The organism is Bradyrhizobium sp. ORS 285 (genome assembly GCF_900176205.1).
GTDB lineage: Bacteria > Pseudomonadota > Alphaproteobacteria > Rhizobiales > Xanthobacteraceae > Bradyrhizobium.
Genome location: NZ_LT859959.1, coordinates 853419 through 878273, shown reverse-complemented (window position 1 = coordinate 878273; position 24855 = coordinate 853419). Strand labels below are relative to the sequence as shown.

Below are 24855 nucleotides of genomic sequence, written 5' to 3'. Positions count from 1 at the left end.
ATCTCAGAGGCTCAGGCTGTTCTGCAGCAGCGGGAAATCAGACAGCGTGAAACCGCCTTCACTCGTGCCGCAATGCGCGATCATTTGACGGAGCTCGACGACAAACTTTTCCGCCAAGATCTCGACGGTGGACGCGTCGTGACATGCGGGACTGTAGGCCCATTGCGTCTGCAAGCACCCGTCGCTGACATGGACGGAGACGTCGATCAGATGCGCCCGGCAGTTGGATGGATGTTGGTCGCGGCCGACGTCTTCCGTGGCAAATCCGAAGCTTTGTCCGCCAGCCGCGCCGTCGAGCTGGCCGAGATAGTTGAAGCTGACCTCGACGTCAGGCGAAGGCGCATCCGCTCCCGTGAGATAGCGCAGCACGCCGTAGCCGACGCCGCGCTGTGGCACTGCGCGCAGTTGTTCCTTCACCCGCTTCAGCGCCGTGCCGGGATCGCTCGTCCCGTCGACATCCAGCAGCACCGGGAACAGGCTGGTGAACCAGCCGACCGTCCGCGATACGTCGACATCGTCGAACAGCTCCTCGCGGCCGTGGCCTTCCAGCCCGACCAGCAGCCGCGGCGCGCCGGTCAGATCGGCAAACGCCTGCACCAGCGCCGTCAGCAGCACGTCGTTGATCTGGGTGTGGTAGACCTCCGGCACCTCCTGCAGCAGCACCTGCGTCTCCGCTGCGTCGAGTGCGACTTTGACCAGTTGCACGTCGGCCGCGATGTTTGCACCATCGGCATGATCGCGCGGCAGCCGAGGTGCGGTGTGCCAGGGCTGGTTCTGCCAGTAGCTCAGCTCACTGGTTGCCGCATCGGATCGCGCATGCGCCACCAGCCGCTCCGCCCAGTGCCGGAACGATGTCGTCTTCGCCGGCAGCCGGATCGGCTCGCCACGCTGCAAGGCCGACAGTGCCGTGCCAAGATCCTCCAGCAGGATCCGCCAGGACACGCCGTCCACCACCAGATGATGCGCGATCAGCAGCAGGCGTTGATGGCCTTCGCCGAGATCGAACAACGCCGCCCGCAGCACCGGGCCCTGCGCCAAATCGAGGCTCGCTTGCAGCCGCTCCGCATGCCGCCGCAGCGCCGGTCCCTGCACGGCGTCATCGAGGCCCGACAGGTCGATCGCCTCGAACAGCGTGGCGGAGCGGAGCGCGGATGCGCCTGCGTCATGGGCTTGCTGCCAGCCATTGTCTCCACGCACGAACCGCAGCCGTAGCGCATCGTGCTGGTGCAACAGTGCGTCCAACGCCGACATCACCAGGTCCGGCGTCAGCGCGCTGACGTCGAGTAGCACTGCTTGATTGAAGTGGTCGGGCACCGCCCGATCCTGGGCGAAGAACCAGTGCTGGATCGGCGTCAGCGGCACCGCGCCTGACACCAGCCCCTGCTCGGCCACCGCCGTCGTCGCTTCGCCGGCCACCGCCGCCAGCGCAGCGATGGTCTGCTGCTCGAACACCTGCCGTGCCGTCAGCGACAAGCCCGCCTGCCGCGCGCGCGCCACCACCTGGATCGACTGGATCGAGTCGCCGCCGAGTGCGAAGAAGTTGTCGGTGACGCTGACCTGCTCGCGCTTGAGCACGTCGCGCCAGATCGCGGCGAGCGTCGCTTCGGTGGCGTTGCGGGGGGCGATCATCGTCTCAGCGGTGCCCTGCCACTCCGGCGCCGGCAGCGCGTTGCGGTCGAGCTTGCCGTTCGGGGTCAGCGGCAGCGATGCGAGGAGCACGATCGCCGAGGGCACCATGTAGTCCGGCAGGCTCCGCTGCAGCTGCTGGCGCAGCGTGTCGATATTGATGGTGGTCTCCGGCTGCGCCACGACATAGCCGACCAGCCGCTTGGCTCCGCCATCCTCGCGCAGCACCACCGCCGCCTGCGCGACGCCGGCTTGCGCCAGCAGCGCCGCCTCGATCTCGCCGAGCTCGATCCGGAAGCCGCGCAGCTTCACCTGATGGTCGAGCCGGCCAAGATAGTCCAGCACGCCGTCGGCGCGCCAGCGCGCGAGGTCGCCCGTGCGATACAGCCGCTCGCCGCTGGCGAACGGACTCGGCACGAACCGCTCCGCCGTCAGCGACGGTCGATGCAGATAGCCGCGCGCAAGACCGACGCCGCCGATGTAGAGCTCGCCGGCAACACCAACCGGCACGGGCTCGAGCTGCGCATCGAGCACGTAGAGCTGGATGTTGCTGATCGGTTGCCCGATCGGCACCTGGCTGGCGTCCGGCTCGATCCGGCACGGCCAGAAGCTGACGTCGACCGCCGCCTCCGTCGGGCCGTACAGATTGTGCAGCCGGCATGGCAAGGCGCTCAGGAACCGATTCTGCGTCTCCACCGGCAGCGCCTCGCCGCTGCAGATCACGTCACGCAGGCTGCCGCAGCGATCGAGATCGGCCGCCTCCAGGAACGCCTGCAGCATCGACGGCACGAAGTGCATCACCGTCACGCCTTGACGCTCGATCAGCTCGGACAGATAGGCCGGGTCCTGATGGCCACCAGGACGGGCGATCACCAGCTCGGCGCCTTCGGTCAGCGGCCAGAAGAACTCCCACACCGAGACGTCGAAGCCGAACGGCGTCTTCTGCAACACGACGTCGTCAGGCGTCAGCCGGTAGGCGTCCTGCATCCAGGCGATGCGGTTGACGATGCCGCGATGGCTGTTCATCACCCCCTTCGGCCGGCCCGTCGAGCCCGACGTGTAGATCACGTAAGCGAGGTTGTCCGGATCGCAGGACGTAGCCGGCGCCGTCTCGGCCTGCTTTGCTATCGCCGCCGCATCCGCCGCGAAGCGCACCACGACCGCGTCATTTGCCGGCAGCCGCTCGACAAGCGCATCCTGCACCAGCAGCACCTTGGCCCCGGCGTCCTCCAGCATATAGGCCAGCCGCTCCGGCGGCAGCCCCGGGTCGAGCGGCAGATAGGCGCCGCCGGCCTTGAGGATGCCGAGCAGTCCGATCACCATCTCCAGCGAGCGCTCGGCGCAGAGGCCCACGACCACGTCGGGACCGACGCCCAGATTATGCAGATGGTGGGCCAGCTGGTTGGCGCGCCGCTCCAGCGCGGCATAGCTGAGTGTCTGGTCCTCGAAGCGCAGCGCCACCGCGTCCGGCATCTGCCTGGCCTGCGCCGCGATCTGCTCATGCAGCAGCGCTTGCGGATAGCTCGCTGCCGTCGCATTGAAGCCGCGCACCACCTCCTGGCGCTCGTCGTCGCTCAGCAGCGGGATTGCAGAGATGGGACGCGCCGGATCGGCGACGATCTCGCCGAGCAGGCGCACCAGATGCGCCACAATTTGCCCGGCCGCGTTGGCGGCGAACCGTGTCGTATCCGCGATCAGGCGGAACGACAACGTCGTCCCTACCGTCACCTGCAAGGTCAGCGGATAATTGGTCCGCTCCAGCGGCTGGACCTCGCTGATCCGCAGCTGCTGCTGGCCGCTGACCGCCGTCATCTCCACCGGATAGTTCTCGAATGCCACGATGCTCTCGAACAGCGCCGTGCCTTCACTGATCTCGCTCCAGCGCTGCACATCGGCGAGCGACGTATATTGATGATCCGTGAGCTCGCTCTGCCGGTCCTGGATCTCGGCCAGCCAGTCCAGCACCGTCGCCTGCCCCGGCAGCTCGACCCGCAGCGGCAGCGTGTTGATGAACAGCCCGACGGTGCGCTCGACGCCGGCGAGCTCGGCCGGACGGCCCGAGACGGTGACGCCGAACACCACGTCGTCGGAGCGGCCGTAACGCCCGAGCAGCAGCGCCCAGGCCCCCTGCACCAGCGTGTTGACGGTCAGCCGATGTTGCCGGGCAAAGCGGTCGAGATCGGCGAGCGCGAGCTCGCCGTGCAGTTCGGCATGACGCTCGGCTGTGTCACCGGCGTCGGCACTTGGACGTGATGCCGGACGGGCGAGCCCGAACGAGGATGGCGTGTCGAACCCGCCGAGGCGCCGGCGCCAATAGGCTTCCGCTCGGACCATGTCCTGGCGCTGCAGCCAGCCGATATAGTCCTTGAACGGCCGGGCCTCGGACAGCACCGGCGTCTCGCGCCGGCTCAAGGCCTGATAGGCCGCGAACACCTCGTCGAGCAGCAGCGGCAGCGACCAGCCATCCAGCACGATGTGATGCACGTTCCACAACAGCCGGTGATCGTCGTCACCGATCCGAACCAACCACAGCCGCATCAACGGCGGTTGCGCGAAGTCGAAGCTTCGGCTGCGCTCGGTCCGTTGCAGCTCGGCGAAGCGCGCGGCCTGCTCAGTTGGCGAGAGATGCCGCCAGTCCTCGGGAACGAACGGCAGCTCAACCTGGCGCAGCACCATTTGCTGCGGCCTGTCGAGCTCATGGCCGACGAAGGCGGTGCGCAGCACCGCATGCCGCGCCACGACCAGCCGCCACGCTTGTTCGAACGCGGCCGCGTCGAGCGTCCCCTGCAGCCGGCACGCCAGCGAGATCACATAGACTGCCGCATCCGGCTCATACAGGCTATGGAACAGCAGCCCCCGCTGCAGCGGCGACAGCGGATAGAGGTCGGCGACCGCCCTCGCACCGCCGACCGAGGCGACGACGCGGTCGAGTGTCTCCTGGTCGAGCTGCGCCAGCGGCACGTCCGACGGCGTCAGCCCGCCGGCGCTGGTCCGGCAATGCGCGATCAGCTCGCGCAGCGCCGCCACATGGCGCTGCGCTATCCGCTCGATTGTGGCGGCCTCGAACAGCGCGCCGCCATAGAACCAGCGCAGCTCCAGGCCGTCCTTGCCGACATGAGCGGAGACGTCGATCAGATGTGCGCGGCGGTTGGAGGCATGCTGGTCGCGGCCGACGTCTTCAGTAGCAAAGCCGAAGCTTTGTCCGCCGGCGGCGCCGTCGAGCTGGCCGAGATAGTTGAAGCTGACCTCGACATCAGGCGCTCGCATCTCAGCATGACCGAGATAGCGCAGCACGCCATAGCCGACGCCGCGCTGTGGCACTGCGCGCAGTTGTTCCTTCACCCGCTTCAGCGCCGTGCCGGGATCGCTCGTCCCGTCGACATCCAGCAGCACCGGGAACAGGCTGGTGAACCAGCCGACCGTCCGCGATACGTCGACATCGTCGAACAGCTCCTCGCGGCCGTGGCCTTCCAGCCCGACCAGCAGCCGCGGCGCGCCGGTCAGATCGGCAAACGCCTGCACCAGCGCCGTCAGCAGCACGTCGTTGATCTGGGTGTGGTAGACCTCCGGCACCTCCTGCAGCAGCACCTGCGTCTCCGCTGCGTCGAGTGCGACTTTGACCAGTTGCACGTCGGCCGCGATGTTTGCACCATCGGCATGATCGCGCGGCAGCCGAGGTGCGGTGTGCCAGGGCTGGTTCTGCCAGTAGCTCAGCTCACTGGTTGCCGCATCGGATCGCGCATGCGCCACCAGCCGCTCCGCCCAGTGCCGGAACGATGTCGTCTTCGCCGGCAGCCGGATCGGCTCGCCACGCTGCAAGGCCGACAGTGCCGTGCCAAGATCCTCCAGCAGGATCCGCCAGGACACGCCGTCCACCACCAGATGATGCGCGATCAGCAGCAGGCGTTGACGGCCTTCGCCGAGATCAAACAGCGCCGCCCGCAGCACCGGGCCTTGCGCCAGGTCGAGGCTCGCTTGCAGCCGCTCCGCATGCCGCCGCAACGCGGGGGCCTGGACGGGTTCATCGAGGCCCGACAGATCGATCGCTTCGAACAGTGTCGCCGATTCTAGCGCGGCTGCGCCTGCATCATGGGCTTGCTGCCAGCCATTGTCTCCACGGCTGAACCGCAGCCGTAGCGCATCGTGCTGGTGCAACAGTGCGTCCAACGCCGACATCACCAGGTCCGGCGTCAGCGCGCTGACGTCGAGCAGAACTGCCTGGTTGAAGTGATCCGGCACAGCCAGGTCCTGGGCGAAGAACCAGTGCTGGATCGGCGTCGGCGGCACTACGCCCGACACCAACCCCTGCTCGGCCACCGCCGTCGTCGCTTCGCCGGCAACCGCCGCCAGCGCAGCGATGGTCTGCTGCTCGAACACCTGACGTGCCGTCAGCGCCAAGCCCGCCTGCCAGGCACGCGCCACCACCTGGATCGACTGGATCGAGTCGCCGCCAAGCGCGAAGAAGTTGTCGGTGACGCTGACCTGCTCGCGCTTGAGCACGTCGCGCCAGATCGCGGCGAGCGTGGCCTCGGTGGCGTTGCGCGGTGCGACCATTGTCTCGGCTGCGCCCTGCCATTCCGGCGCCGGCAACGCGTTGCGGTCGAGCTTGCCGTTCGGCGTCAGCGGCAGCGCTCCGAGCGGCACGATCGCTGAGGGCACCATGTAGTCCGGCAGGCTCCGCTGCAGCTGCTGGCGCAGGTTGTCGCTGTTGACGGCAGCGTTCGGCTGGGCCACCACATAGGCCACCAGCCGCTTGGCTCCGCCGTCCTCACGCAGCACCACTGCCGCCTGCGCGACGCCGGCTTGCGCCAGCAGCGCCGCCTCGATCTCGCCGAGCTCGATCCGGAAGCCGCGTAGCTTCACCTGATGGTCGAGACGGCCGAGATAGTCCAACACGCCATCCGCGCGCCATCGCGCGAGGTCGCCCGTGCGATACAGCCGCTCACCGCCGGCGAACGGGCTCGGCACGAATCGCTCCGCCGTCAGTGACGGCCGATGCAGATAGCCGCGCGCCAGACCGACGCCGCCGATATACAGCTCGCCGGCAACACCAACCGGCACCGGCTGAAGCTGCGCATCGAGCACGTAAGTGCGCGTGTTCGGCAGCGCGCGCCCGATCGGCGGACGTCGCTCGTCGCCGCACCGATGCATCGTCGTGCAGACGCTCGACTCGGTCGGGCCATACGCGTTGAACACGGCCCGGCCCGCGAGCCATGGCCGCAACAGCTCCGCCGTGCAGGCCTCGCCGCCCGCGATCAGGATCTTCAAATCCGGCAAAGGCGTCACTGGCAACGCGGCCAACGCCGCCGGCGGCAGCAGCACTGTCGTCACCCGCTGCCGCTCGAGCAGCTCACGCAATGGCTCGCCCGGCATCAGATCGTGCTGATCTGCCAGCACCAGGGCCGCGCCGACCCGCCAGCTCATCACCAGGTCCCACACCGCCGCATCGAAGCTGATTGAGGCGAACTGCAGGATGCGATCGCCGGCCGTGAGCGGCAGCTGATCGAGCTGCGCATCCGCCAGGTTCATGATGCCGCGATGCGACGTCATCACCCCCTTCGGCCGTCCGGTCGAGCCGGAGGTATAGATCACGTAGGCCAGGTGATCGGGATCGCAGGACGTGAGCGGCGCCGTCTCCGGATGCCGGGCAATGGCCGCAGCGTCGGCATCGAGCTGCACCACGACCGCTTCCGTCGCCGGCACGCGCTCGCGTACCGCAGCCTGCGTCACCAGCACGGTGACCTCAGCATCCCCGAGCATATAGGCCAGCCGCTCCGGCGGATAACGCGGATCGAGCGGCAGATAGGCGCCGCCGGCCTTCAGGATGCCGAGCACGCCGATGACCATGTCGAGCGAACGCTCAACGCAGAGACCTACGATCACGTCGGGGCCGACGCCGAGCCGCTGCAGGTGATGCGCCAGCTGATTGGCCCGCCGCTCCAGTGCACCATAGCTGAGCTCCTCGCCCTCCATCACCACGGCAAGCGCGGCCGGATCGCGTGCCGCGTGCTCGGCGAACAGCTCATGCAGGCAACGGTCCTGCGCATAGGCGGCGCTGCTGCCGCTCCACGATTCGAGCTGCTGCCGCTCCTCGGAGCTCAAGAAACTGAACTCGGACAAACGCGCATCCGGCCGTGCCGCGATCTCCTGGAGCAGTCGCACGAACTGATCCGCGAACCGCGCGATCGTCGTGGCATCGAACAGATCTGTGGCGTATTCCAGCGCGCACTCAATTCCGCCCGCTGTCTCGCGGACGAAGAGCGTCAGATCGAACTTCGTCGTCGGATGCTGATCCGCGGCCACCGTGGAGACCGTCAGCCCCGCGATCTCCAGCCCATCGAATGGAATGTTCTCGAAGGACATGCAGGCCTGGAACAGCGGTTGCCGCGACAAATCCCGCTCCGGCTGCAGCGCATCCACCAGCTTCTCGAACGGCAGATCCTGATGCGCATAGGCATCCAACGCCGTCGCCTTGATATCGGCCAGGTAGTCGCGAAACGCCGGATCACCCACGAGGTCGCAACGCATGACCAGCATGTTGACGAACATCCCGATCAGGTCTTCCAGCTCGGGCCGCGAGCGTCCGTTGACCGGCGAGCCGATCAGAATGTCGCGTTGATCGCTGTAGCGGGACAGCAGCGTCGAGAACGCGGCGAGGAAAACCATATAGAGACTCGCGCTCTCCCGACGCGCCAAGTCCCGCAGCTGGTCGGACAGCTTGGCCGGCATCGCGAAGCGCAACGTCGCGCCGGCAAAGGATTGCACCGCCGGACGTGGACGGTCCGTCGGCAATGCCAGCGTCGTTGTTGCGCCGGCGAGGCGGCGACGCCAATGGTCGAGCTGATACTCGCCGACGTCGCCATCGAGCCACTGCCGTTGCCAGATCGCGTAGTCGGCATATTGGACGGGAAGTGGCGCGAGCGCCGATTGCGCTGCCCCACACTGGCCGCCATAGAGATGTCCGAGTTCGCGAAACAGCACGCCGACCGACCAGCCATCAGCGACGATGTGATGAAGGTTGATCAGCAGCAGATGCTCTTCGTTGCCAACACGGACGATCGTCGTGCGCATCAGCGGACCAGCCTGCAGATCGAACGTCGCGTTCGCATGGTCGCTGATCAGACGGTGGATGCCGTCCCAGTCGCCAGTGTCACGGGCCGAAAGGTCGATGACCTCACACTGAAGCTGGTCGCCCGGCCCGATGATCTGCACACCATGACCATCCACAACGCAGAAGCGGGTTCGCAGGACCTCATGACGACGGACGATCTCATGCAGGCTCGCGATCAACGCCTCGACATCGAGTCTGCCCTGCAGCCGAAGCGCCCCGGCCATGTTGTAGGCGGCGCCGACGAGCCCGACCTGATCGAGAAACCACATCGGCTCCTGCGCATAGGACAACGGAATCGATGACGCCCGCGGCGCCGCGATCACCGGCGGCGCGGCGATGTCGGCCTCGTCGCGCTGTGCCTGCTCCACGGCGGCCGCGAGCATCCTGATCGAGGGCGCCTCGAACACGCGACGCAGCGGCAGGTTCACGTTGAACGCGGCGTTCACGCGTCCGAGCAGCCGCGACGCCACCAGCGAGTGACCGCCGGAGCCGAAGAAATCATCGTCGATACCCGGCATTGTCACGCCGAGAACATCGGACCAGATCACTGCCAGCATCTGCTGGATCACGGTGGCCGGCGCCGCCTGCCTGCGGCTTGGCGTCTCCTCGGGATCGGGCAGCCTCGCGCGATCGACCTTGCCATTCGACGTCAATGGCAGGCTGTCCAGGATGACCAGCTGCGCCGGGACCATGTAGTCGGGCAGTGACTGCTTCAGCTGCTGTCGAAGCGCGTCGGGCGAAGGCTCAGCGTCTGGTGCGGCCACGACGTAGGCGATGAGCTGCGCACCGCTCACGCCCTCGCGGACCAGCACCACCGCCTGCCCGACCTCAGGCGACTGGCGCAGCACGGCTTCGATCTCCTGCAACTCGATGCGGAAGCCGCGGATCTTGACCTGCCCGTCGCGCCTGCTGAGATATTCGATGTTGCCGTCGGCCAACCGCCTGACGATGTCGCCGGTAGCATAGAGACGGCTGCCGGGACGTCCGAATGGATCGAAAATGAATTTGTCCGCGGTCAGCGCGGGCCGTCGGCAATAGCCGTGCGCGAGACCATCACCGCCGACATAGAGCTCGCCGGGAACATTGATGGGCACCGGCTGCAACCGGTCGTCGAGCACGTGACAGCTGCCATTGGCGAGCGGTCCGCCGATCGGAACAGTGCGCGCGTCGGGCGCGACATGACCGACCTCCATCCAGGTGCTGAACGTCGTTGCCTCGGTCGGACCATAGACGTGCAGCAGGCGTTGCGGCGCGCCATTGGCCAGCACGCTAGCGACCGCCTGCGGATCGCACGCCTCGCCGCCGAACAGAGCCACGCGCAGCGGCGCGAACATCTCCGGGACATCCTGCGCCAACCGGTTGAACAGCGCGGTGGTGGCGAAGAAGCAGCTGATGCCGTGGCTGCGCACCGAAGCGGCCAAGCGGTCCGAGTCCAGAGCGGTCTCGCGGTCGATGATCACGAGCGCGGCGCCGTTCAGGAGCGCGGCCCACAGCTCGAACGTCGCCGCATCGAAGGACGGGCTCGCGAGATGAGTGATGCGGTCATCCTCAGAGAGCTCGATATAGTCCGTTCCCAGCACGAGGCGGGAGATGCCGCGATGAGGCACGGCGATGCCCTTGGGCACCCCCGTCGAGCCGGATGTGAACATGATATAGGCGACGGTCTCACCACCAGCCGATCGGCACTGAAATGTCTCGACCGGCTCAACCTCCTCGGCACGCAGCAACGGCAAGCCCGGCAGCGCCGCGCCGCCGCGGCCCATCACGACGGCCGCCAGGTCGGCATCCCCCGCCATGAAGGCGAGCCGCTCCTCCGGATAACCGGGATCGAGCGGCACGTAGCAGGCGCCGGCCTTGATGATTCCCAGCATGCCGGCGATCAGACCCGCCGATCGCTCCCCCGAGAGCCCGACGCTCGCGCCGGGCTTGACGCCCTGCGCCGCCAGTGCGGCTGCAATGCCGTTGCTCCAGCGATCGAGCTCGGCGTAGCTGACGCTGCGCGCATCGTCGACGATGGCGACGGCCTGCAGCCGGCGCGCGGCTTGAGCCGCGAACAATTGGTCGAGCGATGCATCTCGCGGGAACGGCCGCGCGGTCCGGTTCATGCCGAAGATGATCTCGAGCCGCTCGGCATCCCGCATCAGGGGAAGGTCAGCCAGCCGCGCATGCGGATCCGCAGCGATCGCTTCCAGCAAATGCTGAAAATGAGTTGCGAAGCGCGCGATCGTATCGGGATCGAACAGCTCGGCAGCATACTCGATCGAGGCAGTGAGTCCGGCCGTCTTCTCGTAGACATGCAGCGTCAGATCGAACTTCGTCTCGAGCGACCGCGCGGGCATCGGCGTGAGCCGCAGGCCGGGAAGCACGAGCTCCTCGAACGGCTCCTGCTGAAGCGCGAACATCACCTGGACCAGCGGATGCCTGACGAGATCCCGATCCGGCTGGAGCGCCTCGACCAGCCGCTCGAACGGCAAATCCTGATGCGCATGGGCGTCGAGCACCGTGTCCTTGACCTGCGCCAGCAGATCGACGAAGCGCTGGTTTCCCGAGCAATCAGCGCGGAGAACGAGAATGTTGGCGAAGAAGCCGATCAGGTCGTGCAGCTCATGCCGGCGGCGGCCAGCGACCGGCGATCCCACCACCACATCGCTCTGGCCGCTATAGCGCGACAACAGCAGCTGAAACGCCGCGAGCAGGACCATGAACAACGTCGCGGACTCGCTGCGGGCGAGCGCCCGCAGCTGCGACGTGGCTTTCTCCGACAGGCTGAACGCATAGGTCTCGCCGGTCGAGGCCGTGGCCGCGGAACGGGACCGGCTGATCGGAAGCTCGAGTTGCGGTGGCGCGCCGGAGAGGCGCTGCCTCCAATATTGCAGCTGACGTTCGAGAACCTCGCCCGCCAGCCAGCCGCGCTGCCACAGCGCATAATCGGCATATTGCACGGGCAAAGGATCGAGCGGAGCGCGCTCGCCAGAACAGAACGCGCGGTAGATGGCGGTGATTTCGCCGATCAGCACTTCGATCGACCACGCGTCGGAGACGATGTGGTGCATGGCGAGCAGCAGCACGTGCTCGCGGGCTGAGAGTCGAAGCAGCCGCATGCGCAAGGGAGAGCCCGCCTGGAGATCGAACGGCTGTGTGGCATGGAGGATAGATTCTCGGTCGACCTCTGCCGCCTGCTCATCCTCGTCGAGAGCCGACAGATCTATCAGCTCCAGACGGCATGACGAATTGGACTCCACGATCTGCCTGGGTTGTCCTGCGACATTGTCAAAGCGCGTCCGCAGGACTTCATGCCGATCGACGATGGCTTCGAAGGTCTTCCGCAACGCCTCCTCATTGAGATCACCGTCCATTCGGATCGCCACGGCGACATGGTAGGAGGAGCTGGCGAGGCCGAGCTGTTCGAGAAACCAGAGACGCTCCTGGGCAAAGGACAGCGGCAGGTCGCCGCTGCGCGTGACCTCGATCGGCGGCAGCGTGTCGCCCGCCGCGCTTGCCTCCTGCAGAAATGTCGCGATTTCCAGCTGGCGGGCGCGCAGCTCGTCGAGCCGCTCACGCGTCATGACGCCCTTCGGCGCGCGATAGCGCAAACGCCCGTTCTCGGACCAGATCTGGACGCCGTCCTGGCGCAGCGAGGAGAGCAGCTTCTCGATCATCAGATGACCCCTTCCTCGAGCTCTGCATCCGCGTGAGACGACGGTTGCGGCACGTTGGCCCAGCCGAGCACGTCGAGGCGTTCGGCGAGCGCCTCGAGCGTCTGCGCCTCGAACATCGCCTTGAGAGGAACGTTCAGCTTCAGCTCCTTCTGCGTGCGGGCAATCGCGCGGGTTGCCGACAGCGAGTCACCACCGAGTGCGAAGAAGTTGTCGGTGACGCCGACCTGCTCGCGCTTGAGCACGTCGCGCCAGATCGCGGCGAGCGTGGCCTCGGTGGCGTTGCGTGGGGCGACCATCGTCTCGGCAGAGCTCTGCCATTCCGGCGCCGGCAGTGCGTTGCGGTCGAGCTTGCCGTTCGGCGTCAGCGGCAGCGCTGCGAGCGGCACGATCGCTGAGGGCACCATGTAGTCCGGCAGGCTCCGCTGCAGCTGCTGGCGCAACGTGTCGATGTTGATGTCGGTCTCAGGCTGCGCCACGACATAGGCTACCAGCCGCTTGCTGCCGCCGTCCTCGCGCAGCACCACCGCCGCCTGCGCGACGCCGGCTTGCGCCAGCAGCGCCGCCTCGACCTCGCCGAGCTCGATGCGGAAGCCGCGCAGCTTCACCTGATGGTCGAGACGCCCGAGATAGTCCAACACGCCGTCGGCACGCCAGCGTGCGAGGTCCCCGGTGCGATACAATCGTTCGCCGGATACGAACGGACTTGGTACGAACCGCTCCGCCGTCAGCGCCGGCCGGTGCAAATAGCCACGCGCAAGGCCAACGCCGCCGATATACAGCTCGCCGGCCACGCCCGCGGGCAACGGCTCGAGCTGCGCATCCAACACGTAGAGCTGGATGTTGCTGATCGGCTGCCCGATCGGCACCTGGCTGGCGCCCGGCTCGATCCGGCACGGCCAGAAGCTGACGTCGACCGCCGCCTCCGTCGGGCCGTACAGATTGTGCAGCCGGCATGGCAATGCGCTCAGGAACCGGTTCTGCGTCTCCACCGGCAGCGCCTCGCCGCTGCAGATCACGTCACGCAGGCTGCCGCAGCGATCGAGATCGGCCGCCTCCAGGAACGCCTGCAGCATCGAGGGCACGAAATGCATCACCGTCACGCCGTAACGCTCGATCAGCTCGGACAGATAGGCCGGGTCCTGATGACCGCCGGGACGGGCGATCACCAGCTGCGCGCCTTCGGTCAGCGGCCAGAAGAACTCCCACACCGAGACGTCGAAGCCGAACGGCGTCTTCTGCAGTACGACATCATTGGACGTCAGCCAGTAGGCGTCTTGCATCCAGGCGATGCGGTTGACGATGCCGCGGTGGCTGTTCATCACCCCCTTCGGCCGGCCGGTCGAGCCCGACGTGTAGATCACATAGGCCAGATTGTCCGGATCGCAGGACGTGGTCGGCGCGGTCTCGGCCTGCCTTGCTATCGCCGCCGCATCCGCCGCGAAGCGCACCACGACCGCGTCATTTGCCGGCAGCCGCTCGACAAGCGCATCCTGCACCAGCAGCACCTTGGCCCCGGCGTCCTCCAGCATCATCGCCAGCCGCTCCGGCGGCAGCCCCGGGTCGAGCGGCAGATAGGCGCCGCCGGCTTTGAGGATGCCGAGCAGCCCGATCACCATCTCCAGCGAGCGCTCGGCGCATAGGCCGACGACCACGTCGGGCCCGACGCCGAGCCTCTGCAGATGATGCGCCAGCCGGTTGGCGTGCCGCTCCAGCGCAGCGTAGCTGAGCGTCTGGTCCTCGAAGCGCAGCGCCACCGCGTCCGGCGTCCGCCTCGCTTGCGCCGCGATCTGCTCGTGCAGCAGCGCTTGCGGGTAGCTCACATCGGTCGCATTGAAGCCGCGCACCAGTTGGTGGCGCTCGTCGCCGCTCAGCAGCGGGATCGCCGACAATGGCCGCGCCGGATCTACGACGATCTCGCCGAGCAGGCGCACCAGATGCGCCACAAGTTGCCCGGCCGCGTTGGCGGCGAACCGTGTCGTATCCGCGATCAGGCGGAACGACAGCGTCGTCCCTACCGTCACCTGCAAGGTCAGCGGATAATTGGTCCGCTCCAGCGGCTGGACCTCGCTGATCCGCAGCTGCTGCTGGCCGCTGACCGCCGTCATCTCCACCGGATAGTTCTCGAACGCCACGATGCTCTCGAACAGCGCCGTGCCGTCACTGACCTCGCTCCAGCGCTGCACATCGGCGAGCGACGTCGACTGATGGTCCGTCAGCTCGCTCTGCCGGTCCTGGATCTCGGCCAGCCAGTCCAGCACGGTCGCCTGCCCCGGCAGTTCCACCCGCAGCGGCAGCGTGTTGATGAACAGCCCGACGGTGCGCTCGACGCCGGCGAGCTCCGCCGGACGACCCGAGACGGTGACGCCGAACACGACGTCCTCGGAGCGGCCGTAACGCCCGAGCAGCAGCGCCCAGGCGCCCTGCACCAGCGTGTTGACGGTCAACCGATGTTGCCGGGCAAAGCGGTCGAGATCGGCGAGCGCGAGCTCGCCGTGATGCTCGCTATGGCGATCGGCGTGGCGCTCCGTCGCGTCGGCTTGCGACGTCGCTGCCGGACGGGCGAGCCCGAACGAGGATGGCGTGTCGAACCCGCCGAGGCGCCGGCGCCAATAGGCCTCCGCTCGGACCATGTCCTGGCGCTGCAGCCAGCCGATATAGTCCTTGAACGGCCGGGCCTCGGACAGCACCGGCGTCTCGCGCCGGCTCAACGCCTGATAGGCCGCGAACACCTCGTCGAGCAGCAGCGGCAGCGACCAGCCGTCCAGCACGATGTGATGCACGTTCCACAACAGCCGGTGGTCGTCGTCGCCGATCCGGACCAGACTGATCCGCATCAAAGGCGGTTGCGCGAAGTCGAAGCTCCGGCTGCGCTCGGTCCGCTGCAGCTCGGCGAAGCGCGCGGCTTGCTCAGCTGGTGACAGATGCCGCCAGTCCTCGGGAACGAACGGCAGCTCAACCTGGCGCAGCACCATTTGCTGCGGCCTGTCGAGCTCGTGGCCGACGAAGGCGGTGCGCAGCACCGCATGCCGCGCCACGACCAGCTGCCACGCGTGTTCGAACGCGGCCGCGTCGAGCGTCCCCTGCAGCCGGCAGGCCAGCGAGATCACATAGACTGCCGCATCGGGCTCATACAGGCTGTGGAACAGCAGCCCCCGCTGCAGCGGCGACAGCGGATAGAGGTCGGCCACGGCCCTGGCGCCGCCGGCCGAGGCAACGACGCGGTCGAGCGTGTCCTGGTCGAGCTGCGCCAGCGGCACGTCCGACGGCGTCAGCCCGCCGGCGCTGGTCCGGCAATGCGCGATCAGCTCGCGCAGCGCCGCCACGTGGCGCTGCGCTATCCGCTCGATCGTGGCGGGCTCGAACAGCTCGCCGCCATAGAACCAGCGCAGCTCCAGGCCGTCCTTGCCGACATGAGCAGAGACGTCGATCAGATGCGCGCGGCCGTTGGAGGCGTGTTGCTCGCGGCCGACGTCTTCCGCCGCGAAGCCAAAGCTCTGGCCGCCGGCGGCGCCATGGAGCTGGCCGAGATAGTTGAAGCTGACCTCGACATCAGGCGCCGGCAGATCAGCTCCGTGGAGATAGCGCAGCACGCCGTAGCCGACGCCGCGCTGCGGCACCGCGCGCAGTTGCTCCTTCACCCGCTTCAGCGCCGTGCCGGGATCGCTCGTCCCGTCGACATCCAGCAGCACCGGGAACAGGCTGGTGAACCAGCCGACCGTCCGCGACACGTCGACATCGTCGAACAGTTCTTCCCGGCCATGGCCTTCCAGCCCGACCAGCAGGCGCGGCGCACCGGTCAAACCAGCAAACGCCTGCACCAGCGCCGTCAACAGCACGTCGTTGATCTGGGTGTGGTAGACCTCCGGCACCTCCTGCAGCAGCGCCTGCGTCTCCGCCGCATCGAGTGCGACCCTCACCAGCTGCACCTCGCCCGCGCTGTTCGCACCGTCGGCGTGGTCCCGCGGCAGCCGCGGCGCGGTGTGCCAGGGTTGGCTCTGCCAATAGCTCAGCTCTCCGCGAGCGGCATCCGATCGGGCATGCGCCGTCAGCCGCTCCGCCCAGTGCCGGAACGATGTCGTCTTCGGCGGCAGCCGGATCGGTTCGCCACGCTGCAAGGCGGACAGCGCCGCGCCAAGATCCTCCAGCAGGATCCGCCAGGACACGCCGTCGACCACCAGATGATGCGCGATCAGCAGCAGGCGTTGACGGGCTTCGCCGAGATCGAACAGGACCGCCCGCAGCACCGGGCCCTGCGCCAAACCGAGGCTCCCCTGCAGCCGCTCCGCATGCCGCCGCAGCGCCGGTCCCTGCACGGCGTCATCGAGGCCCGACAGGTCGATCGCCTCGAACAGCGTGGCGGAGCGTAGCGCGGATGCGCCTGCGTCATGGGCTTGCTGCCAGCCATTGTCTCCAAGCACGAACCGCAGCCGTAGCGCATCGTGCTGGTGCAACAGTGCGTCCAACGCTGACATCACCAAATCCGGCGTCAGCGCATTGACGTCGAGTAGCACCGCCTGGTTGAAGTGATCCGGCACAGCCAGATCCTGGGCGAACAACCAGTGCTGGATCGGCGTCAGCGGCACCGCGCCCGACACCAGCCCCTGCTCCGCCACCGTCGTCGTGGCTTCGCCCGCGACCGCCGCAAGTGCCGCGATGGTCTGCTGCTCGAACACCTGCCGCGCCGTCAGCGCCAAGCCCGCCTGCCGGGCACGCGCCACCACCTGGATCGACTGGATCGAGTCGCCGCCGAGCGCGAAGAAATTGTCGGTGACGCCGACCTGCTCGCGTTTGAGCACGTCGCGCCAGATCGCGGCGAGCGTGGCCTCGGTGGCGTTGCGCGGCGCGACCATCGTCTCGGCTGCGCCCTGCCACTCCGGCGCCGGCAGCGCGTTGCGGTCGAGCTTGCCGTTCGGCGTCAGCGGCAGCGCCGTGAGTGCGACGATCGCTGAGGGCACCATGTAGTCCGGCAGGCTCCGCTGCAGCTGCTGGCGCAGCGTGTCGCTGTTGATGGCAGCGTTCGGCTGGGCCACCACATAGGCCACCAGCCGCTTGGCTCCGCCGTCCTCGCGCAGCACCACTGCCACCTGCGCGACACCAGCCTGCGCCAGCAGCGCCGCCTCGATCTCGCCGAGCTCGATCCGGAAGCCGCGCAGCTTCACCTGATGGTCGAGCCGCCCGAGATAGTCCAGCACGCCATCGGCGCGCCAGCGCGCGAGGTCGCCCGTGCGATAGAGCCGCTCGCCCCTGGCGAAGGGACTCGGCACGAACCGCTCCGCTGTCAGCGCCGGCCGATGCAGATAGCCGCGCGCAAGACCGACGCCGCCGATGTAGAGCTCGCCGGCCACGCCTGCGGGCAACGGCTCGAGCTGAGCGTCCAGGACGTAGAGCTGGATGTTGCTGATCGGCTGCCCGATCGGCACCTGGCTCGCACCATCCTCGACCCGGCACGGCCAGAAGCTGACGTCGACCGCCGCCTCCGTCGGGCCGTACAGATTGTGCAGCCGGCATGACAAGGCCTGGAGGAAGCGGTTCTGCGTCTCCACCGGCAGCGCCTCGCCGCTGCACATCACGTCACGCAGGCTGCCGCAGCGATCGAGCTCCGCCGATTCGAGGAAGGCCTGCAGCATCGACGGCACGAAGTGCATCACCGTCACGCCACGCTGTTCGATGAGCGCGGACAGATAGGCCGGATCCTGATGTCCGCCGGGACGGGCGATCACCAGCTCGGCGCCTTCGGTGAGGGGCCAGAAGAACTCCCACACCGAGACGTCGAAGCCGAACGGCGTCTTCTGCAACACCCGATCATCGGGCGTCAGCCGGTAGGCGTCCTGCATCCAGGCGATGCGGTTGACGATGCCGCGGTGGCTGTTCATCACCCCCTTCGGCCGGCCGGTCGAGCCGGAGGTGTAGATCACGTAGGCCAGATTGTCCGGATCGCAGGACGTGGTCGGCGCCGTCTCGACCTGCGTTGCGATCGCCGCCGCATCTGCCGCGAAGCGCACCACGACCGCGTCATTTGCCGGCAGCCGCTCGACAAGCGCATCCTGCGCCAGCAGCACATTGGCCCCGGCATCCTCCAGCATCATCGTCAGCCGCTCCGGCGGCAGCCCCGGATCGAGCGGCAGATAGGCGCCGCCGGCCTTGAGGATGCCGAGCAGCCCGATCACCATCTCCAGCGAGCGTTCCGCGCACAGGCCGACCACGACATCGGGGCCGACGCCGAGCCTCTGCAGATGATTCGCCAGCTGGTTGGCCCGCCGCTCCAGCGCGGCGTAGGTCAGGGTCTCGTCCTCGAAGCACAGCGCCACCGCGTCCGGCGTCCGCCTGGCTTGCGCCGCGATCTGCTCATGCAGCAGCGCTTGCGGGTAGCTCTTCGCGGTGGCGTTGAAGGTGCGCACCACTTGGTGACGCTCGTCATCGCTCAGCAGCGGCATCGCCGACAATGGTCGCGCCGGATCCGCGACGATCTCGCCGAGCAGCCGCACCAGATGGGACACGAGTTTCGCGATCGAGGCCTGCTCGAAGCGTGCCGGATCGTACATCAGCTTGAGCGCCGGCGACGCGCCCATCGCGACCTGAAGCGCCAGCGGATAGTTGATCCGGTTGATCGCCCGGATCATGTCCAGGCGAATCGTGTGGTCCTGCGCTTGCGCCTGCAGCTCGGCCGGATAGTTCTCGAACACCACGATGCTGTCGAACAACGGCGTGCCGCCGGGCACCTCGCTCCAACGCTGCACATCGGCCAGCGCGCTATATTGATAGTCCGTCAGCTCGCTCTGCCGCGCCTGGATCTCGCCGAGCCAGTCCAGCACCGTCGCCGAGCCCGCCAAGCCGACGCGCAGCGGCAGCGTGTTGATGAACAGTCCGACCGCATTCTCCACGTCCGGCAGCGTTTCCGGACGTCCCGACACGGTGACGCCGAACACCACGTCGTCGCTGCCGCTGTAACGTCCGAGCAGCAAGGCCCAGGCGCCCTGCACCAGCGTGTTGACGGTCAGCCGATGCTGTCGCGCAAAGCTTTCAAGGGCATAAGCGCCAATGCGCAGCTCCTCATCATATTCAGCGTGCCGCGCTGCGGCTGCGACGGGGCGCAACGGACGTTCGAGGGGAAGCGTGGTCGGAGCCTCGAACCCGGCCAGGCGACGGCGCCAGAACGCCTCCGCAGCCGCGACATCCCGGCGCTGCAGCCACGCGACGTAGTTTCGAAACGGATGCGCCGGCGCAAGACGCGGCATGTCACCGCGGCTGAGCGCGCCGTAGCAGGCGAACAGCTCGTTGAGCAGGGTCGTGATCGACCAGCCATCCAGCAGAATGTGATGGCAGGACCACAACAGGCGGTAATCCTGCTCGGCAAACCTGACGAGTACGAGCCGCATCAGCGGCGGTCGCGCAAAATCGAATCCGCACGCGCAATCGGCCTCCTCGATATCGGCGAGCCGGCTGTTCTTGTCGGCGTCCGAAAGGCTGCGCCAATCCTGAAGCAAAAATGCCGGCCTGGCGCTGCGCAGCACGACCTGCAACGGCGTGTCCAGGTGCTGGCCGATGAACGCCGAGCGCAGTACGGCATGACGCGCGACGACACTGTCCCAGGCGCGGCGGAACGCATCGACATCGAGCTCTCCGGAGAGACGGCAGCCGAGCGTGGTGACATAGGCCCGTGACGCCGGCTCATAAAGGCTGTGAAACAGCATGCCCTGCTGCGTCGCCGTCAGCGGATAGACATCCTCGATATCGGCGGGATCGGCGACCGCGCCACGCAGCTGCGCCAGATCCGTCGGCGAGACGCCGTCGAAGCGGCCCTCGAAGGCTGGATGGCCCTCCTGCGCGGCCACCGTATCGGGCTCATGTCCTGCGGCAGCGGCCAGCGCTGCGATCGTCTGATGTTCGAAGATCTGGCGCGAGGTCAGCTTCATACCCACCCGGTTGGCCCGTGCGACGACCTGGATCGACTGGATGGAATCGCCGCCGAGCTCGAAGAAATTGTCGGTCACGCCGACCTGATCGAGCTTCAGGATGTCGCACCAGATCGCTGCCAGCTTGCGCTCGTTCTCGGTCCTGGGCGTGACGATCTGCCCGAGCTCCGGTCGGCCTTCTGGCGCAGGCAACGCCGCACGGTCGATCTTGCCGCCCGGCGTCAGCGGCAAGGCGTCGATCGGCACGATCGCGGCCGGCACCATGTAGTCCGGCAATCTCTGCTGCAGCGCCTGGCGAAGCTGCTGAACGTAGGCGTGCAGCAGCGGCGCCGCGCCGGGATCGTTGCCGTGGATGCGGCCTGATATTTGCGCCGGACGCGGCAAGCGCACCGGACCGCCGGTCTGCTCGCGATCGATGAAGACGACATCGTAGCTGCCATCGGTCGAGCCAGACGTCCAGCTGACGCGCACCTCGTAGCCGAGCCGTTGGCCCAGCGCCCAATACGCTTCCGGATCCTCGCCGATGGTCTCGCGCTCATCGATGCTGCGCGCCAGATCGGCGAGACGTGCCGTCGGCTCGCACTCGCCGAGCGACTGCAGGCGAGCCAGATCGAGCGCCAGCCGCGCATTCGGCACGTTCAGCACCGCCAGACTGGCTGGCCGCTCCGCAGCCAGAATGCCGGATAGCTGGGTCAGCACGCCTGCCGACCCATCGATCACGCGCTCCGGCGCCTCCGGCACGCTGCCACCGACATGAAGCACCACGTCATAGCGGTACCGGCTGAGCTCGTTATGCGCCTCGGCCCGCTTGAGCAGAATCTCGACATGGGTGATCCGCGGCAGACGGCTCTGCAACGCCAGGAAGAAGCTCGGATCGACCGCGAGCTCGGTCTCGCGCTTGGCGGCTGCGACCGCACGGGTCCTGACATCATCGGCCCGCGCGGCCGGATTGGCGCGCTCGATCTCGATCGCCGTGCGGAACATCAGCAGCAGGCCGAAGTGACGGACGTCGCCGACGAAGATGCGGCCACCGTCGGCAACGGCATCCAACGTGCCGGAAATCACCTGGGCTAGATAGTCGGTATCAGGAAAATACTGCACCACCGAATTGATGATGACGGTGTCGACCGATGCCGGCGCGAGGTCGGACATCGCGATGGCTTCGCGCTGGGCCAGCTCGACATGCGCCAGCTCCGGCCTGCTCTTCGCCCATCGCCGCAGGCCGTCGATGGCCGCCGTCGAGATATCAGTCCCGCGATAGACGCTGCTGAGCGGCGCGAGATGTTCCAACAGCAAGCCGACACCACAGCCGATCTCGAGAATCCGCTGCGGTCCGAATCCGGCGATGCGCTGCACGGTGGCCATCTGCCATTCGCGCATCTCCGCTTCCGGGATCGGCTCGCCGGTGTAGCTGTTGTTCCAGCCGACGAAGCTCGGCGCCTTCGCCTCGCCTGCGCCGCCATAGGTCTCGTCGAACAGCGCCTGCCAGCCGGCAACGCCGTCGGCATCCTCGTTCGCTCCGATCGCGCGGCGCTCCTGCTTCAGCCGTTCCAGGTCGGCTGCGACATAGGCGACGATCCGCTTGTGCCCGGGCCTGTCCTCGCGCGCCAGCGCGATCGCCTGGCTGACCTTGGAGTCTGCGAGCAGCGCGGCTTCGATCTCGCCGAGCTCGATCCGGAAGCCTCGAACCTTCACCTGCTGATCGAGACGCCCAAGAAACTCCAACGCGCCGTCCGACCGCCAGCGCACGAGATCGCCGGTGCGATAGAGGCGGTCGCCGCATCCGAATGGATTCGGGATGAATCGTTCGGCGGTGAGGCCCGGGCGAGACAGATAACCGCGCGCCAATCCGGCACCGCCGATGTGTAGCTCGCCCGGCACGCCGATCGGCACGGGTTGAAGATGCTGATCGAGAACGTAGACACTGGTGTTGGCGAGCGGGCGTCCGATGGCGGGCGCGCGTTTTTCCGCCGTGCAGGGATAGACCGTCGTGCAGACGCTCGCCTCGGTGGGCCCGTAGGCGTTGAGCACGATTCGCGGGCCGGTCCAGGGCGCGACGAGCTCCGCGGCGGAGGCTTCGCCGCCGACGAGCAGCGTCTTGAGGTCGGGCAAGGCGCCGGCCTCGAGCGTGCCGAGTGCCGACGGTGGCAGCAAGATTGCGCCGATCCGCTCCCGCCGCAGCAGATCCTGCAGCGGCTCGCCCGGCATCATGTCGTGACGATCGGCCAGCACGAGCGCGGCGCCGCTGCGCCAGCTCATCAGGAGCTCCCAGACTGCCGCATCGAAGCTGAACGAGGCGAACTGCAGCACCCGGCTTTGCGGAGCAATCTTGAGCGGCGCGACCTGCGCCTCGGCCAAATTGGTCGCGCCGCAATGCGGGACCATCACCGCCTTGGGCCGCCCGGTCGAGCCGGAGGTGTAGATCACATAAGCGAGATTGTCCGGATCGACCGCAACGGCCGGAGCCGTCGTGTCAAGGCTGGCGACCTCGGAGCTCACAGTGTCGAGACAGACCATCTTGGCGTCGCCGACGGCGAGCCGATCGGCCAGAGCGCTGTGGGTCAGCACGATGCACGCAGCGGAGTCCGAGATCATGTAGGTGAGCCGCTCGGCCGGATAGTTCGGATCGAGCGGCAGATAGGCGCCGCCGGCCTTGAGAATGCCGAGGATACCGATCACCATCTCGAACGATCGCTCGACGCAGATGCCGACGATCGCATCGCGACCGATACCGAGCGTGCTGAGATGATGTGCGAGCTGATTGGCACGACGGTCCAGCTCGGCATAGGTCAGTTGCTGGCCTCCTTTGACCAGCGCCGGAGCATCCGGCGTGCGAGCTGCCTGCGCGGCGAACAGCTCATGCAGCGTGCGATGAGGCGCCGGCAGCGTCGGCCCGGCGCTCCACTGCCTGACGACACGCTCGCGCTCGTCATCCGACAGCAGCTGCAATTGAGACAGCCGCGCATCTGGATCGGCGATCACGCCGCGCAGCAGCTCGACGAAACGCGATACGAGCCGTTCGGCGGTCGCGGCCTCGAACAGATCCGTCGCGTAGAGCAGGCACCCGGTCAGCCGGCCATCGACCTCGGTCATCGACATCTCGATGTCGAAGCGCACGGAGACCGCGCCTTCGTCGAAGCGCTCGACCTTGAGACCGGGCAGCGTCATCTGCTCGACCGAGACGTCCTGCAGAACGAACACGGTCTGGAAGATCGGCTGCCGGCTCAGATCGCGCGTCGGCTGCAACGCGTCGACGAGCTTCTCGAACGGCAGGTCCTGATGCTGATAGGCGCCGAGCGCCGACGATTTCACCCTTTGCACCAGCTCGCGAACCGACGGATCGCCGCCGAGATCGGTGCGCAGCGCGAGCATGTTGACGAAGAAGCCGATCAGCTGCTCGGCTTCTGCGCGTCCGCGTCCGGCGATTGGCGAGCCGACGATGACGTCGTCCTGCCCCGTCCAGCGCGACAGCAGCGCCTTGAACGCGGCCAGCAGCACCATGAAGAGCGAGGCACCCTCGCGGCGGCTCAGGGCGGCGAGCGCTGCCGACATGTCACGATCGAGCGCGAAGCGATGCGCCGCGCCGCGGAAGCTCTGCGCAGCGGGGCGCAAGCGGTCGGACGGCAGCTCCAGCCCGGCCGGCGCATCGGCAAGGCGCTTCTCCCAATAAGCGAGTTGCGGCCGCTGCACCTCATCCTCGACCCAGCGGCGATGCCAGCTCGCATAGTCCGCATACTGGATCGGCAGCTCTGCAAGCGGTGATGGGCGCTGCTCCGCATAGGCTCCGTACAGCACAGCCAGCTCGCGGAACAGCAGGCCGACCGACCAGCCGTCCGAGATGATGTGGTGCATCGAGAGCGCCAGGATGTGCTCCCGCGGCGCCACTCGGAGCAGCGCGCATCGAAACAGCCGATCGCGGTCGATCTCGAACGGCGCCTCCATCACTCCGCGCGCCCACGCCTGCGGTGATGTCCCGGCGCTCTCTGCCGCCGCGAGCTCGACCGGCCAGGGCGGATCAATCTGCTGCGCAGGCCCGCCCTCGCGCAGGCAGAAGCGGGTACGAAGGCTTTCATGGCGACGGACGATCTCGGTCAGCGCCGCCGACAACGCCGCAACGTCCAGTGCGCCCCTCAGGCGCGTGGCGAGACCGATCTGGTAGGCCGGCCCGAGCCGGCCGAGCCGATCGAAGAACCACAGCCGCTCCTGCGCGAAGGACAGCGGCAGATCACCGCTGCGCGGCACGCTCGGAATCCGCGCCGCCTGCTGCTCGAACAGATCGCGGACCTTGCGCCGTAGCAAGGCACGGCGGCTGTCTCGCATCGCTGTCGTCGACGGTGCCTGGCTCTCGAACTTCTGCATCGGCGGTCGCCTGCTTCTGTTGGTGTCACGCTCTCGTTCCAACGTCCGATGTCGACACGCGCAACAGGACGCCGGCACCACTACTCAATTTAAGATTGTATTTTTGGATGACGCACCTGCGTCATCGATGACAGGGACGGCGATCGATCGCTAATCTCTTTGGATAGTCCTGCGCGACTATCGGGAA

At 67.4% G+C, this 24855-nt stretch carries 2 protein-coding genes; both read right to left on the bottom strand.

Annotated features, from left to right (window positions below; translation table 11 throughout):
• Nucleotides 1-3 precede the first annotated feature (3 nt).
• Nucleotides 4-12396, bottom strand: a complete 12393-nt coding sequence (locus BRAD285_RS03905) for a non-ribosomal peptide synthetase (protein ID WP_087877571.1) — start codon at nucleotides 12394-12396, stop codon at nucleotides 4-6.
• Entirely contained in the window at nucleotides 12396-24668 is a 12273-nt protein-coding gene (locus tag BRAD285_RS03900; protein ID WP_087877570.1) for a non-ribosomal peptide synthetase, read from the bottom strand. The genes BRAD285_RS03905 and BRAD285_RS03900 overlap by 1 nt, the downstream gene beginning before the upstream one ends.
• Between the last annotated feature and the right edge of the window lie 187 nt (nucleotides 24669-24855).